Origin of the sequence: Chryseobacterium sp. GM_Chr_2 (assembly GCF_026540445.1) — a bacterium.
GTDB lineage: Bacteria > Bacteroidota > Bacteroidia > Flavobacteriales > Weeksellaceae > Chryseobacterium.
The window spans coordinates 12470-27554 of sequence record NZ_JALNUD010000017.1 but is presented as its reverse complement, the minus strand read 5'-3'; the positions used below and the strand labels follow the sequence as shown (position 1 = coordinate 27554).

Annotated in this window: 12 protein-coding genes and 3 tRNA genes; 7 read left to right on the top strand and 8 right to left on the bottom strand. The window is 34.6% G+C overall.

From position 1 onward, the window contains the following. Positions 1-70 precede the first annotated feature (70 nt). Positions 71-2572 (bottom strand): T9SS type A sorting domain-containing protein, encoded by a 2502-nt coding sequence (locus OXQ85_RS19925; protein ID WP_267406782.1) that lies wholly within the window; start codon positions 2570-2572, stop codon positions 71-73. Between the two features lie 360 nt (positions 2573-2932). Here OXQ85_RS19925 and rhaM point away from each other — a divergent pair, with 360 nt between their 5' ends. Then, positions 2933-3250, top strand: a complete 318-nt coding sequence (gene rhaM / locus OXQ85_RS19920; protein ID WP_267406781.1) for an L-rhamnose mutarotase — start codon at positions 2933-2935, stop codon at positions 3248-3250. Between the two features lie 19 nt (positions 3251-3269). Here rhaM and prmC read toward each other — a convergent pair whose 3' ends face one another. The 3 genes from prmC to OXQ85_RS19905 form a co-directional block, all read right to left on the bottom strand. After that, positions 3270-4139, bottom strand: coding sequence for a peptide chain release factor N(5)-glutamine methyltransferase (gene prmC / locus OXQ85_RS19915; protein ID WP_267406779.1), 870 nt, complete (start codon positions 4137-4139; stop codon positions 3270-3272). Next, positions 4140-4898, bottom strand: coding sequence for a peroxide stress protein YaaA (gene yaaA / locus OXQ85_RS19910; protein ID WP_267406776.1), 759 nt, complete (start codon positions 4896-4898; stop codon positions 4140-4142). Between the two features lie 123 nt (positions 4899-5021). Then, complete coding sequence (locus OXQ85_RS19905; RefSeq protein WP_267406774.1) at positions 5022-5633, bottom strand: L-threonylcarbamoyladenylate synthase; 612 nt, start codon at positions 5631-5633, stop codon at positions 5022-5024. A 101-nt stretch (positions 5634-5734) separates the two neighbouring features. Between OXQ85_RS19905 and OXQ85_RS19900 the strand changes: the two genes are divergently transcribed. The 3 genes from OXQ85_RS19900 to OXQ85_RS19890 all read left to right on the top strand — a co-directional run bounded on the left by OXQ85_RS19900 (position 5735) and on the right by OXQ85_RS19890 (position 6029). Then, positions 5735-5807 (top strand) — tRNA-Met (locus OXQ85_RS19900). Between the two features lie 38 nt (positions 5808-5845). Next, a tRNA-Met gene (locus tag OXQ85_RS19895) sits at positions 5846-5918 on the top strand. 38 nt (positions 5919-5956) lie between these two features. After that, positions 5957-6029: transfer RNA gene (locus OXQ85_RS19890), tRNA-Met, on the top strand. A 77-nt stretch (positions 6030-6106) separates the two neighbouring features. On the opposite strand, the gene OXQ85_RS19885 is transcribed toward OXQ85_RS19890, so the two are convergent. Beyond that, a complete protein-coding gene (locus tag OXQ85_RS19885) occupies positions 6107-6910 on the bottom strand; it encodes a GLPGLI family protein (RefSeq protein WP_267406830.1) in 804 nt (267 codons plus the stop codon). A 158-nt stretch (positions 6911-7068) separates the two neighbouring features. On the opposite strand from OXQ85_RS19885, the gene OXQ85_RS19880 reads away from it, so the two are divergent. The 3 genes from OXQ85_RS19880 to OXQ85_RS19870 all read left to right on the top strand — a co-directional run bounded on the left by OXQ85_RS19880 (position 7069) and on the right by OXQ85_RS19870 (position 11265). Further along, a complete protein-coding gene (locus OXQ85_RS19880) occupies positions 7069-7479 on the top strand; it encodes a hypothetical protein (protein ID WP_267406772.1) in 411 nt (136 codons plus the stop codon). Between the two features lie 175 nt (positions 7480-7654). Continuing rightward, a complete protein-coding gene (locus tag OXQ85_RS19875; protein WP_267406771.1) occupies positions 7655-9283 on the top strand; it encodes a M1 family metallopeptidase in 1629 nt (542 codons plus the stop codon). A 125-nt stretch (positions 9284-9408) separates the two neighbouring features. Beyond that, positions 9409-11265, top strand: a complete 1857-nt coding sequence (locus OXQ85_RS19870) for a peptidase M61 (protein ID WP_267406769.1) — start codon at positions 9409-9411, stop codon at positions 11263-11265. Between the two features lie 181 nt (positions 11266-11446). Here the strand turns inward: OXQ85_RS19870 and OXQ85_RS19865 are convergent, their stop codons facing one another. The 3 genes from OXQ85_RS19865 to pepE form a co-directional block, all read right to left on the bottom strand. Continuing rightward, the gene (locus tag OXQ85_RS19865) at positions 11447-12562 is read right to left on the bottom strand and encodes a HAMP domain-containing sensor histidine kinase (protein WP_267406829.1); all 1116 of its coding nucleotides are present in this window, start codon (positions 12560-12562) and stop codon (positions 11447-11449) included. A 57-nt stretch (positions 12563-12619) separates the two neighbouring features. Beyond that, positions 12620-13993, bottom strand: a complete 1374-nt coding sequence (dacB, locus tag OXQ85_RS19860) for a D-alanyl-D-alanine carboxypeptidase/D-alanyl-D-alanine-endopeptidase (protein ID WP_267406768.1) — start codon at positions 13991-13993, stop codon at positions 12620-12622. Between the two features lie 245 nt (positions 13994-14238). Then, positions 14239-14931 (bottom strand): dipeptidase PepE, encoded by a 693-nt coding sequence (gene pepE / locus OXQ85_RS19855; protein WP_267406766.1) that lies wholly within the window; start codon positions 14929-14931, stop codon positions 14239-14241. Between the last annotated feature and the right edge of the window lie 154 nt (positions 14932-15085).

The window sequence follows — 15085 nt, the reverse complement described above, 5'->3', positions numbered from 1 at the left end:
GTATTCAAATATAAATAAAAACCGTCCCAAAATCTGAGACGGTTAATAAGTGTAAATTTAGATATGAAGATTATTTTTTAATAATTTTTTGCTGAATAATTCCTTTGTTAGTTTTAATCTGAAGGAAATAAATTCCGCTCATCATACCTTCCATGCTGATAATTTTTGTATTTCCTCTGATGTTTTTCACCATTTCTCCCATTGAATTGGTGATACTGATTTGCTCAATATCTTCTTTTCCTGAAGTTGAAATTGTAAAGAAAGTTTCCACAGGATTTGGATGAATTTTAACCTTTTCCATAGAAGTTTCTTTTGTCGCCAACACGATTGATGATGCATATTGAGTTTTAATATAAAACAAATTGGCAACACTTCCTTTAGTAATCGAATGGTTTCCTGCATTCAGATTAGGAATATTCACAATACCCGATGAAGCCGTGTAGGATACATTATCTACTTTAATGGTTCCACTGAATGTTGGGTCAAAAACCAAAGTCAAAGCTGAAGAAGCTGTCGTTGTAAAATTAATGGCTGTCGACGATTCTATTTTTAATCTTTTGGTTAAAGCCAATCCATCATAGCTAGCAGAACCGTCCGTTGAATTCATATTGGCAGACGTAAAGCTATAGAAAGAGCTGCTAAGATTGGAAGCCGTAAAGTTATGAATTTCATTTCCTTGAGGATTCGTCCCTGTAGACGTTACGGTAATACTTCCTGTTCCCGAAACCGGATTTCCTGAACTTCCCACTGTTGTAATCGTAAAATCAACATCGGCCGTCGGAATTCCTGAAACAGTAATGGTTTTATTAGCCGAATTTTTTGTAAAACTTATGCCCGAAGCCGGAAGTCCTGTCACATTAGCATCAGTCGCTGTTCCGCCCCAAGTGAAGATCATTGGAGAAATAGCACTTCCTGAGCTTACGTTTTGCTCGTTGTTGGAAGCAATCGTTAATGTCTGAGAACTTACCGGAGCCGATGTCTCACCCTGAACCGATACAAGAGAAGAAGTATATCCTTGTAAAACGGCCATCAATCCTGCATTCACCGCATCGGAAGTGTCATCATTTGCATTATTGAAAGCCCAGCTAATATCTCCACCCGAAACTCTTCCCGAATATTGCATCGTTTTATCTCTTGCGATGGTCGGAGAATCCGGAACTAAAGAATTAACATAAAGTGAAGCATCTGTGTCAAAATTATTATAATTTCCGTTGCCTTGAAGTGCCTTAACGGAAGCTCCTAATACTTCATTTCTGGCGGAAGCCACATACGCATCAAAATGACTTGCAGCTGAGCTTGCATTGTAAGGAATAAAAGCATTCTGACCAATCATGTAATTATTGAAAGCCTTTACCACACCACCGTTTTCACCGGAAAAAGTTCCTGTTGAGCCGTTCGCTACATCCGTTCCCTGTTTTGAGGTTAGCATCGGATATTTACAATTTCTGAAATAATTTCCTTCTACAAAAACAGACGAACCCATCGTAGAACCCACACCATATTTTGAATTTCCGTCATAGTAATTATTGTAAACATGCGCCGAATAATATCTCACTCTTGGATGCCTGGAATCAGAATGATCAAACCAATTATGGTGATAGGTAATATACAATCCTGAAGTTGTGCCTTCGCTTAAACCTAAAAGACAGCTTTTTCCGTTATCCCAAAAATGATTATACGCAAAAGTAACATAAGTAGATTTTTTAGCATCCAGCGCGCCGTCTCCTTTTGCCTGATCGGCATCACCGCCCGGTTTTCCGTAAAAAAGATCACAATTGTGAGCCCAAACATAACTGTTGTTTTGCTGTAAACTCAGGTTGTCGCCTTCTGCCGCATCAGTAAGCATAAAGCCAAGATTTCTCACCTCAATATTAGTCGCATTTTTAAGCCTGATTCCCCATCCGTTGGCCACAGCATCAGATCCGACACCTTCCAAGGTGATTGAACTTGCAGCAATATTTTTATTTTCTACCACAATATCTCCATTTAATAAGTAATTAGGGTCTGTGATATTTCCTATAAATCTTACGGCTAAAGGGCGGGTATCATTTCCTTTTTTGAATCCATCCAAGATGGTTTGAAGACCAACACAAGGGTTTGAATTGGCTCCCGTTACAGTGAGGGAAACCGTATTTTTTGTATTTTGAGTCACATAAATTACTACGGCATTGGCTTTTAACGTTCCATCCAGATTATAAGCCCCCGGAATTCTTCCATTGCTGTGGGCAAAACCCGTTCTGTCTTGTGGAAGTACAGTTACAGGGTTGGAAACAGTTGCCGCTCCTTCAATATTATTCGTTACCGGAACAACTTTTATGGTGTAATTGCCAGGGCTCAATCCCAGAATATCCGCTCTGAAATAGGAACCGTAACTTCGTATGAGTTGATTATCAATAATTTTGTCCGTTACGCCATTTCCTGAATAATATACTTTATAACTGTCGGCTCCATTTACAGGATTCCATTTTACATAAGCTGTTTCCAGCCAGCCAGTTGCTTGGGTAATCGTCACCTGTGCTTTCAGTAGAATACTACCGAATATAAGCCCGAAAAAAGATAGTGTACTTTTCATGATTAGATAAAATTAGTTTAGTTTTGAAATTAATTTGATAAAATGTAATCGATTACACACAAATATATATAAATAATTAACATAAATCATTTTGATGTGAATTTAGTGTTAAATTTCTTTATAAATCATTTATTTAAAAGGCTTTGTGAGATTATGTTGAAAATTCCTTAATCGTATAACCTTACGTTTTTTCTTAAAATATCTCTGCTGAATTATATTGCTAAAATGATTTTTGAGATAAGAAATAACAAAATAACGTTTTAGATTTTTATTAATTTTATAAAAAGTAAATAGTACTTTAGTCGAGAATTATAATTTTTCAAAATAATTCTTAACATTGATTGCTGAAAATAATTAAATATGAAAAAAAGAGTATCATTTAAAATGTTTTTAAAACCTGGCTTTGAAGAAGAATATGAAAAAAGACACAGCGAGATTTGGCCGGAATTAAAAGCGTTGTTAAAAGATTCTGGCGTTGCCGATTATACAATATATTGGGATAAAGACACGAATATTTTATTTGCCCATCAAACCATTTCGGAGGGTTCTGGTTCGCAGGATTTAGGTAATACTGAAATTGTGAAAAAATGGTGGAGTTATATGGCAGATCTTATGGAAACCAACGCCGATCATTCACCAAAAACGGTTCTTCTGCAGGAAGTTTTTCATTTAGATTAAAAGCAAACGAATGATCGATTTATTTCAGACCAAAAATAAATCGATCATTTCCAGATAAGTCTTTAATTAACTGAACTTCTGCGAGCTTTTCGGTATAAAGATCAGCGGTTTCCGAGCCTAATTTTTGGTTTATTTCCAGAAATAATAATCCATTTTTATTTAGAAATTTTTCAGCATCATTTGCAATTTTCCTATAAAAAATTAAGGTATCGGAAGTCGGAGAGAAGAGTGCCATCTTCGGCTCAAATTCCTTTACTGAATCTGCGATTTCCTCTTCTTCATCAATGCCAATATATGGTGGATTGGAAATGATGACATCAAAATTTTCATTCAGGTCATCATTCAGATAATCTGCATGGATGAAATTAACTTCAAGTTGATGAAATGCTGCATTTTTTTTTGCAGTTTCTAATGCTTTTTCTGAAAAATCAATAGAAGTAACTTCAGCCTGAGGAAAATATTTTTTTAAAACTAAAGGAATGACACCGCTGCCGGTTCCAATGTCGAGGATTTTAATGGGAGCGTTTGAGAGTCTTAGCGTTTGATAATTTTCCGAAGTTTTTATTTTTTGTATTGCTAATTCCAACAATTCCTCTGTTTCAGGGCGGGGGATCAAAACGTTTTCATCCACAAAAAACTTCATTCCGTAGAATTCAGTTTCGCCTAAAATCTGTAAATAGGGTTTTCCTGTTTGTAATTCTGAAATAATTTGAAGGAATTTTTCTTCATTTTCTGAGTTAATTTCCTGATCAGCCAACTGTCTCTGCTGAATACTATTGATAGCCAAAATATTTTCCACAAAAACCTGAAAGATAAATACACTCTCAGATTCGGTGTAGATTTCTTTCAGATTTTCTGAAAAATATTTTTTAAGTTCTGAAATCGTCATTTATCTTGTAAAAACCAATTTTATATCTGTCGATTTTTCCTCGTCAATTCTGTATCCTTCATAATTGAAAGCTTTTACGTCGTCTAATGTCTGAGCATTATTTTCTGCACAAAATCTCACAACCAAACCTCTCGCGTGCTTTGTGTAGACAACAATAGTTTTCAGCTTTCCTTCTCTTAATTCATAAAAATCAAAATCGATAACGGTGTGGTTGAGTTTCTTACGGTCGATCACTTTAAAATATTCATTACTTCCAAGATTTAAAAGAATTTCATTTTTCTTCATCTCGGAATTAAGCTGTTCAGTAATTCTTTCTCTCCAGAATTCATACAGATTTTTGTATTCATCAAATTGGAAGGGTCTTCCCATTTCAAGGCGGTAAAGCATCACTTTATCAGAAGGTTTCAGCAAACCATATAATCCGGAAAGCATTCTGTAATTTTTTTGAAGATAATCTACTGCGTTTTGATCTAACGTTTTTGCATCCAAACCTCTGTAAACCTCTCCGGTAAAGGCGTACATTGCCGGAGCTGATTCTTTTGCAGTAGGTTTAGATTTCCATTTTTGGTTTCTTTCCCAGTTTTCATCTGCCAATTTCGGCGAAATCTCCATTAATTCGGAAAGATATTTTGGTGATTTTTCTTTTAAGTAGGTTTGAATATATTCTGCTTGCTCAATGAATTTCGGAGTTGTTGTTTTCAACAGATCTGTTGAATTTTCTACGTTCATTAATTTCGCAGGAGATGTTACTATTTTCATGAAAAAAATAAAAATTTAAAAATATTGTGATAGGACGGTATTGAATTTTTGATTGTTTAATTTTGAACTATCAACTATCAACTATCAACTATCAACTATCAACTATCAACTATCAACTATCAACTAAATAATCCCTTTTCCTTGTCGGATAATTTCAGGTTCCCCAGAAGTAAGGTCTACGATTGTGGAAGCCATATTATCTCCATATCCTGAATCGATCACGATATCCACCAAGTGGTCATATTTTTCAGCAATCAGTTCGGGGTCGGTAGAATATTCCAAAACTTCATCATCATCTTTAATGGAAGTGGATGCAATAGGATGCCCTAATTTTTCAACAATAAGCTGCGGAATCGAGTGATCCGGAACACGAATACCAATTGTTTTGTGACCTTTATAAGCTAAAGGCAAACTTTTGTTGGCTTCCATAATAAAGGTGAAAGGCCCCGGGAGATGACTCTTTAAAAATCTGAAAACAGAAGTGTCAACAGGTCTTGTAAAGTCTGAAAGGTGACTCAAATCATTACAAATAATAGAGAATTGCGCCTTCTCGAGCTTAATTTTTTTCATCTGAGCCAACTTTTCCATGGCTTTTATGTCAAAAATATTACAACCTAACGCATAAACTGTATCAGACGGATAAATAATTAATCCGCCATTGTTTAAAGTTTTAATAACCTCATTAATAAGGTTTTCCTGTGGGTTGTCAGGATAAATTTTCAATATTTTTGCCATAGCACAAAGATACGAATATTAAAATAGTTTTCATAAAAGTCCTTTATTTAAAAGAAAAATTAGGATTTGTAAAAAATATTCGTACCTTTGCAATCCAATATCGCGGGATGGAGCAGTAGGTAGCTCGTCGGGCTCATAACCCGAAGGTCATCGGTTCGAGTCCGGTTCCCGCTACTAAGTAAGTGTTTTCGGTAAACACTCTAAAAATACACCGCGGGATGGAGCAGTAGGTAGCTCGTTGGGCTCATAACCCAAAGGTCATCGGTTCGAGTCCGGTTCCCGCTACTAAGCAAGTGCTTTCGGTAAGCACTCTAAAAATACACCGCGGGATGGAGCAGTAGGTAGCTCGTCGGGCTCATAACCCGAAGGTCATCGGTTCGAGTCCGGTTCCCGCTACTACATTAAGAGAATCATAATTATGGTTCTCTTTTTTATTGTTTAAAAGCTCAGGCTCACCGAAGGTGAGCCTGAATCTATTTTAATTCTATTGGATTATTTCCTTTTTTATTAATGTTTCGTTGAATATCAGCTTTATCTTTTGCTTGAAATGTTATTCCTTGACTTTCTACATTATTCACATAATTATTTTTTAGATTGTCCCTCGTCGCAAAATATTCTTTCCTCGAAATTTCTTTATAATTATTAAAAGATTCATCATAGAAAATAGGATAATATTTATTTGTCTGAACTTCTATTAAAGAAAAGTTGTATTGATTTTTAACATCATATAATTGTATAATCATTCCCGGTAATCCTTTAAATTTATAAGGACCTTCTGAAATTGGAATCTCGGTTGTATACCAAGCTATCCATTCTCTGCCACCATAAGTAAGAGTGGCTTTATTACAATTATAAGTATCAATCTTCTTTTTTTCTTTAGAAAGTTTCCAATCAAAAGATGCTTTTTCATAATATTTCAGTCCAAATGAATATACTTTTTCATAAAAAGCAATATCATTATTTTCTTTATAAATAGAATATCTGAAAACACTTTTCGGTAGTTTCATAAGGTTTCCCGCAGCAACTGCCAATCCCTGACCACTAGCTGCCATCATTCTGATATTTTGATAACCAAATTTATAATTAGTACTGACAAAGCAGGATTTATTTCCTAAAATTTGCAAATCAAAATCTTCTTGTTTACTACTTTCCGTGTTCGTCGAATCTGAAAAATAAGTTAACCGATAAGTGAAAATTTTCATGTTCTCATTTTTTAAATTTTGAGAATGAATTGAATTAAAACAAAGAAAAAGCGTAAAGAATAAAAATTTAATCATGGAAATAGTTGGTAAATAGAAGTGAGCACAATGATACGAATAAATTTTATTACCTAGTTTGAGATTATAATTTCTTTTAATAAATACCACATTTTATACTGTTTTTATCCGCTGGCTCAATTTATGTACATCTTTTACCACACCAAAATTTTAAAAATATGTATAAGAAAATTCTTGCAGGATTAGGCGGCGCAGTTGCCCTAAATGTTTTACACGAAACTCTAAGAAAAAACTTTGATAATGTTCCGGAGGTTAATAAAGTAGGCGAGGAGGCTTTAAATATGGCTCTTGACAAAGTAGATATGAAAATTACAGACAAAGATCAGTTGTATGCTGCAACATTGGCTGGAGATGTTGTGAGCAACGGAATTTATTATGCAACTACAGCAACCAGCGGATTTAATATTGCTTCAGGAGTTGCGGCTGGCTTAGGAGCTGTATTTTTACCACAGAAAATGGGGCTTGATGATACTCCCGTGGCGGAAAATAACCAGAAAAAAATAATGACAGTTGCCTATTATCTTTTTGGAGCCATTGTCACAAAATTGATCTACGACAAAATAAAATAGAAATGTATTGTACCATTAAAAGCCACAAATTTTGTGGCTTTCATTTTTATATTTGAATAAAGAAGTCTTTTATTCTTACATACGAAATGAATGTATAATTAATTTAAAATACATTTTTACTACCTTATTTGGCATTAAATTTTCTAATTTTGGAATGATTTAATTTAATTTCAAAATGAAAAAGCTGTCGTATACTCTTTTGTTCGCTTCCGGATTGGCTTTCGGGCAATTTTTCGAAAAAGATAAAACTTTCACAAAACAAGACACCTTAAAAGGTTCCAATACAGAATTCCGGAACTTTTGGGATGTCAAAAAATATGATCTTTCCGTAGAACCGGATTTTGTTTCAAAAAGTATCAAAGGAAATAATAAAATCAGTTTTGATATTATTAAAGATGTAACGAATCCTACTTTTCAGATTGATCTTCAACAGCCGATGAAAGCCGATAAAGTGGAAGGTAGTTTTCCTATTGCTGAATATAAACAAGAGGGCGATTTCATTTGGATTAAAACTAACAAAAGCTTTAAAAAAGGAGAAAAATATACCATTGATGTTACCTATTCGGGAAATCCTACAATTGCTAAAAATGCGCCGTGGGATGGCGGTTGGGTGTTTACCCAAGATGAAAAAGGAAATCCGTGGATGAGTGTTGCTGATGAAGGAATTGGCGCTTCGATCTGGCTTCCGACTAAAGATATTTGGAGCGATGAGCCCGATAACGGAATCATCATGAAAATTATTACACCCAATGATTTGGTAGGTGTAGGAAACGGAAAACTGATCGATAAAAAAACAAGCGGAAACAAAATAACCTATACTTGGGAAGTCAAAAATCCTATCAATGCTTATTCTATTATTCCGAATATTGGAAAATATGTGAATTTTAAAGATACTTTTAACGGAGAAAAGGGAAAACTTGATCTTGACTACTGGGTAATTGATTATAATTTGGATAAAGCTAAAAAACAATTCCAGCAGGTAAAACCTATGCTTTCTGCTTTTGAATATTGGTTCGGGCCTTATCCTTTTTATGAAGATTCTTATAAATTGGTCGATTCTCCGTACTTAGGAATGGAACATCAAAGTAATGTTGCTTACGGAAACGGTTATCAAAACGGCTATCGAGGAAGAGATCTGTCAGGAACCGGAGTCGGATTGAACTGGGATTTTATTATTATTCACGAAAGTGGTCATGAGTGGTTTGCGAATAACATTACTGCAAAAGATCAGGCAGATATGTGGATTCATGAAAGTTTTACCAATTATTCTGAGGTCTTATTTACCGAAAAATATATGGATAAAAAATCTGCCGACACGTATGCCTTGGGAATCAGAAATATTATTCAAAACGATATTCCAATTATTGGGAAATACGGGGTTAGAAATGAAGGTAGCGGCGATATGTATCCGAAGGGAGCGAGCATGCTTCATACCATTCGTCAGGTGATTAATAATGACGAAAAATTTAGACAGATTTTAAGAGGAATCAATAAAGATTTTTATCATCAGACGGTAACAACAGAACAAATTGAAAATTATATTTCAAAAAAATCGGGAATTGATTTTTCAACGGTTTTTAACCAATATTTGAGAACTGTACAAGTTCCGGCATTAGAATACAGTCAAAACGGAGATTCATTGAAATTCAGATATACAAACGTGGTGAAAAACTTTAAATTACCTATCAGAATCAATGGTGATCAAACCATTAATCCAACAGAAGAGTGGCAGACTGTAAAGCTGAAAACATCGGCTCCGGTGAAATTAGATCTCGCTTATTATATCAATTATCAAAAGATGTAAGATGAAAAGGCAAAATCGTGACTGCGATTTTGCTTTTTTATTTTTTTTTTAAGAAAACTTTAATACGTATCGTCGTAACAAAATGATTTTTAGAACAACTACTTAAATTATAAAATATAAACTCAATGAAGAAATTAGCACTAAGTTTAGGTGTTTTAACCACTTTTTTGGTTAATGCCCAATCAATAAAAACCACCATCGATCTTGTGAATGTAAAGGACGATAAAGTAGCCGTTACGATGGAATTTCCCAAAATGAAGTCTGGAGATGTGAAATTTCATTTTCCGAAAACTGTTCCGGGAACGTATTCTGAGGACGATTACGGAAGGTTTGTAGAAGGCATTAAATTTTATGACAATAAAGGAAAAGAATTGGCTTTCACAAAAGTAAATGATAATACCTATTCATTAAAAAACGCTCAGAATTTAACCAAAGTTACCTATTTGGTTAATGATAGTTTTGATGACGAGATGGATACTTCAAAACATAAAGCCGTATTTTCACCTTCAGGAACAGATATTGAGGAAGGAAAAGTTTACCTGATCAATACACACGGTTTTGTAGGCTACATCGATAATATGCAGGATGTTCCTTATCAATTGGTAATTCAGAAACCAGCCGATTTTTACGGAACTACCGCATTGGTAGATCAGGATAAATCTGAAGCTACGGATACTTTTACATTGGCAAATTATGCTAAAGTTACCGACTCTCCGTTAATGTACACAAAACCCGATTACGTTACCTTCAACGCAGGCGGAATGGACTTGGTACTGGGCGTATATTCTCCGACAGGAAAATATAAAGCGGCAGATTTTAAAGATAATTTAGAGAAAATGGTGATCGCTCAAAAGAAATTTTTGGGAGATATGAATACCAATAAAAAATATGCGGTGATGCTGTATCTTTCTGGTGGTGATGGGCCACAGATCAAAGGTTTTGGAGCATTAGAACATCATGAATCTACAAGTGTTGTGCTTCCCGAAATGATGCCGAAAAGTGATATTGAAAAAACACTTACTGACGTTATTTCTCACGAATTTTTCCATACGGTGAATCCTTTGAAAACGCATTCCGAAGAAATTCATTATTTCGATTATGCAGATCCTAAAATGTCTCAGCATTTGTGGATGTATGAAGGTGGAACGGAATATTTTGCCAATTTATTCCAGATTCAGGAAGGTTTGATTAATAAAGATGAATTTCTACAGAGAATAACTGAAAAAATCACGAATTCTAAAAATTATGATGACACCATGCCATTTACGGTAATGAGTAAAAACGTGCTGAAAGAACCTTATAAAGATCAATACAGAAATGTTTATGAAAAAGGAACTCTGCTGGCGATGTGTCTTGATATTGAGTTGAGAAAACTATCAAACGGTGAAATGGGCTATCGTGATATGATCCGTAAATTATCTCAAAGATTTGGAGAGAATAAGCCATTTAAAGATGATAAACTGATTGATGAACTGGTAACAATTACGGGATATCCTCAGGTAAAAGATTTTTACAATAAATATATCGCCGGAAACCAACCAACGCCTTACGAACAATATCTGAATATGGTAGGAGTAGAAGTGAAAAAACAAGAAACTCCACCAATTTTCTGGTTTGTAAAAGATCCTCAGCAAACGGGTTACAACGAAAAGAATAAAACGTTTGTATTTGATGAAAACTCTCCGTTATCACCATTTGCAAAAAGTGTAGGCTTTAAAATTACCGATGAGGTGCTTGCTTTGGACGGAAAATCCATCAATATTCAAAATATTCAGGAATTTATCGGTTACACGAGAACCATTAAAGAAGGGCAAAATGTTACCGTAACCGTTTTAAGAAAGAACGGTGATAAACTGGAAAAAGTGAATCTTACAGGAAAAGCAATTCTTGATAAAATGACTTTAGAAACATTGCAATTTAAGCCAAATCCAACTCCGGCAGAACAAAAACTGCAAGATCAGTGGCTGACAGGAAAGAAGTAGTATTAAATATAAATCTTAATGAAGCGGGGAAGTTTTTCTCCGCTTTTTTTTGTCATTGCGAGAAACGAAATGACGAAGCAATCTTCTTAATAATCTTAACGTCTTAATTTAAAACTTAATGGTTGAAAAATTTGAGCTTGTTCGCTCGCAACAATAATTTTCGTTAAAAAATAAAGTTGAATCAGGCTTTTTTAATCGTAATTCTAAAAGTCGTTCCTTTCCCAACTTCAGTTTGAGCAATTTTAATATCACCGGCATGATATTCCTGAACCACTCTTTTTGCTAAAGACAAGCCAAGTCCCCAACCTCTTTTTTTTGTTGAATAACCAGGCTTAAAAGCGTTTCTAGCTTGCTGCTTCGTCATTCCGCTTCCTGTATCCTGAATTTCTACGACGATATTTTTATTTTTCTCAAAAACTGACATCGCGATAGAGCCTTCGCCTTTCATCGCATCCACGGCATTTTTAACTAAATTTTCAATCACCCAGCTCATCAGAATTTTATTATGAGGAACCGAAATTCCCGCGGGTGGAAGGTGTAATCCGAAATTTATTTTTCGTGAAATTCTTGTTTTTAGATAATCATAATTTTCCTGAATACTTTCGTTGAAATTAGTGTCATTCAGTTCCGGAACTGATCCGATTTTTGAAAATCTTTCAGAGATTGTACGAAGCCTTTCAATATCTTTTTCTATTTCGTGAACCCCTTCAGAATCGGGAGTTTCTAGCTTCATAATCTCCATCCAGCCAATCATGGAAGAAAGGGGAGTACCGATTTGGTGTGCCGTTTCTTTTGCTAAACCTGCCCAAAGATAGCCTTCATCAGTTTTTTTGATTGTTTTGAAAAACCAAAATGAAAAACCAAAATACAAAAGAATAAAAAGTCCTAAAATATAAGGTGAATACCGTAAATTATTAAGCAAATGAGAGTTGTCGTAGTAAACAAACTGATTATTTCCATCAGGAACCTTAATTTCTATAGGATCATAATTTTTCTCCATAGATTTTACCAGCTGGTCTAACTTTACAGGATCATTAATTGTACTTTCCGGAATATTTCTGTAAAATCCTAAATCGAGAATTGGTTTTTTATTTTTATCAGTAACAATAAAAGGAATGTTATTGTTAATATTAAGGATTTCAGGTAATAAATCTAAGACATCCGTATCGGGAGATTTAACTTCCTGCTGAATCCTAATAGCTTTCGAAAGCAAATTAATCCTTTTAATTTCCTCTTTTCGAAGGTAATTGATAAGTGAAGTTGAGGCAATGACAATCGTGGTAACAACCGCCGTCATCACTACAAAAATGATCCAGTTATTCAGTCTTGCAAAAATGGTTCTTCTCAAAGCAAATTATTTTAAAACATTCAGAATTTTCTGCAGTTCACTGCTTCCGCTTCCCTGATAATTATTGATAATGATTGAAAAAACGTACTTTTTTCCGTCTTTTGCGGTATGATAGCCCGCAAAAGATTTGGTATCTCTCATGGTTCCGCTTTTCATTTTCATCCCGTTGTCCTGCGTCGGGAAACCGTCATAATAAGCCTCAAACCAAGACTGCTTTTTAGCATATAATAAAGCCTGAACTTCTGCTTTTGCCGCTACATAATTTTGAGGTGAAAGTCCGCTTCCATCAGCAAAATTGATCATATTTCCATTAATTCCCTTGGATTTCCAAAATTCTTTAATAAAGGCAACACCACTTTTAAAATTTGAATTCCCTTTCTTTTCTTTGCCTAATGTTTTAATCAAAGTTTCACCATAAAGATTAATGCTTTTTCTCAAAAACCAGTAGACGATTTTATCTAAAGTTGGCGATTCATAAGTTAAGATGGTGTGATTTTTAGGAAAATTCAAAATTTGTTTGCCTTCAATCTGAAGTTGAGAATTGGTGATTACTTTTCCAGAAATATCGATTCCTGATTCTTTCAACCATTTCATCGCTTCAACACCTAATTGCAAAGGCGGATTTGGAGTTGCACCAGATACTGTCACTGTTTTTCCTGAAGGCAAAGTTCCATTAATCAAAGCAACATCCGAATGCGGAGCGGTGAAGATTAAACTTTGATCTGAAGATCCGCCCGTTTTTAATTCATTCATCCATTTTACGCCTTCTAAAGGATAGGAAAAACTTTTAAAATCGGTTCCATTGATGTTAATATCAAACTGATTTTCACGCCAATTAACGCCCCAAACGCCCGCTCCATAATAGTTTCCTAAATCATCCCAAGGCCATCCTCCGGGAATGGTTTGAGCATCGAAATAAGAATCATCAATAATCAAATCACCTGATATTTTTGCGATTCCCAAAGTTTTGACTGCTTCAATCAATTTCTTTTTAAAGCTTTCAGGTTTGTAATTGTCGTATCTCCAGCTTCCTAATGTTGGATCGCCGTTTGACGAAATAAATAAATTTCCGTTAAGCGTTGATCCGGAAATCGTTCCTGAATATCCTGAAGTTGTTTTATAGGTATAATTTTTACCCAATGTTTCCAAAGCAGCGCCAGCAGTAAATATTTTTTGTGTGGAAGCCGTAGAAAGTCCTTTATTTCCCTGATAATCGTAAATGAAATTTCCGTTTTCATCAGCAACATAAAATGAAAGATTGGAAGCAATTGCTCCAGAAGATTCCATTAAATCTTTGGTTGCTTTTTCCAGTTTCTGAGCTATATTTTGAGCAAAAATCACTTGTGTGGAAAGGGTGAGAACTGCTAATGTTTTTTTCATTGCGCTTTTGTTTTTCTAAACTTATGGTCATTATGAAAAACGAAAAATTTATTTCTTTATTTTTCAAAATGATTGTTCGGAATGCTTCGTCAGGCTCAGCATGACATCGCTAAAAACTTACCGTTTAATTTTTAAAACCGTTAGCATTAGAAGTGTCATGCCGAGCGAAGTCGAAGCATCTCGTTTTATTTACATATGATTCCAAAAAATCATATTTTGTGATTCAAATATATAAAAAAGAAAATTTAGAGTTCTGAACCTGCCTCGATCTCGTAAGGTTCTTTATCTTTTTCAAAAATCCTTGTTAACTCGCTTCCTTCAACGGTAATATTATCGCCAATTCTTCTGATCCAGTTTCCTTCACGAAGTCCGACAACTTTTGTATCATTCTGCGTTAAAAATTCTTTAATTCGCGTTTCTCGCGTTTCTCCGTTATGTTTCAATTCAGGATTTGGATCAAGATAATGCGGATTTAAGTTAAATGGAACCAATCCCATACAATCAAAACTTGGTGGATAAACGATGGGCATATCGTTCGTAGTTCTCATATCTTGTCCGCCAATATTGCTTCCTGCGCTGCATCCTAAATACGGTTTTCCGCTTTCTACATTTTGTTTTAGAACTGACATTAAACCCTCTGCATGTAATGTTTTAACCAACAAAAAAGTATTCCCGCCGCCTGTAAAAAAACCTTTGGCATTATTTACGGCTTCAATTTTATCTTCAAATTCGTGAAGTCCTTTTACTTTAATATGAATGGTTTCAAAGAAAGATTTTGCCTTTGCGGTATAATCATCATGAGAAATCCCACCGGGACGAGCGAAAGGAACGAAAATAATTTCGTCAATGCCTTTATAAAGTTGAATTAATTCTTCTTTTAAGTATTCTAAATATTCCCCTCCGAAAAGGGTAGAAGTGGAAGCTAATATGATATTCATAAAAATGTATTGATAAAAATTCTTTACATACAAAGATAACTCAAACGGAAACGAATCAAAAATTTAGATAAAAAAATAGTTGAACCTCTTAATATTTTCAAAAAAAACTTAAAGGTTCTAAAATTCGGGCTTTTGTGGAATTATTATTGAACTT

What these genes read in the sequence shown, in the direction of transcription:
- OXQ85_RS19925 (WP_267406782.1), bottom strand. Translation starts at nt 2,572, where the DNA reads ATGAAAAGTACACTATCTTTTTTCGGGCTTATATTCGGTAGTATTCTA.
- rhaM (WP_267406781.1), top strand. Translation starts at nt 2,933, where the DNA reads ATGAAAAAAAGAGTATCATTTAAAATGTTTTTAAAACCTGGCTTTGAA.
- prmC (WP_267406779.1), bottom strand. Translation starts at nt 4,139, where the DNA reads ATGACGATTTCAGAACTTAAAAAATATTTTTCAGAAAATCTGAAAGAA.
- yaaA (WP_267406776.1), bottom strand. Translation starts at nt 4,898, where the DNA reads ATGAAAATAGTAACATCTCCTGCGAAATTAATGAACGTAGAAAATTCA.
- OXQ85_RS19905 (WP_267406774.1), bottom strand. Translation starts at nt 5,633, where the DNA reads ATGGCAAAAATATTGAAAATTTATCCTGACAACCCACAGGAAAACCTT.
- OXQ85_RS19885 (WP_267406830.1), bottom strand. Translation starts at nt 6,910, where the DNA reads ATGATTAAATTTTTATTCTTTACGCTTTTTCTTTGTTTTAATTCAATT.
- OXQ85_RS19880 (WP_267406772.1), top strand. Translation starts at nt 7,069, where the DNA reads ATGTATAAGAAAATTCTTGCAGGATTAGGCGGCGCAGTTGCCCTAAAT.
- OXQ85_RS19875 (WP_267406771.1), top strand. Translation starts at nt 7,655, where the DNA reads ATGAAAAAGCTGTCGTATACTCTTTTGTTCGCTTCCGGATTGGCTTTC.
- OXQ85_RS19870 (WP_267406769.1), top strand. Translation starts at nt 9,409, where the DNA reads ATGAAGAAATTAGCACTAAGTTTAGGTGTTTTAACCACTTTTTTGGTT.
- OXQ85_RS19865 (WP_267406829.1), bottom strand. Translation starts at nt 12,562, where the DNA reads ATGACGGCGGTTGTTACCACGATTGTCATTGCCTCAACTTCACTTATC.
- dacB (WP_267406768.1), bottom strand. Translation starts at nt 13,993, where the DNA reads ATGAAAAAAACATTAGCAGTTCTCACCCTTTCCACACAAGTGATTTTT.
- pepE (WP_267406766.1), bottom strand. Translation starts at nt 14,931, where the DNA reads ATGAATATCATATTAGCTTCCACTTCTACCCTTTTCGGAGGGGAATAT.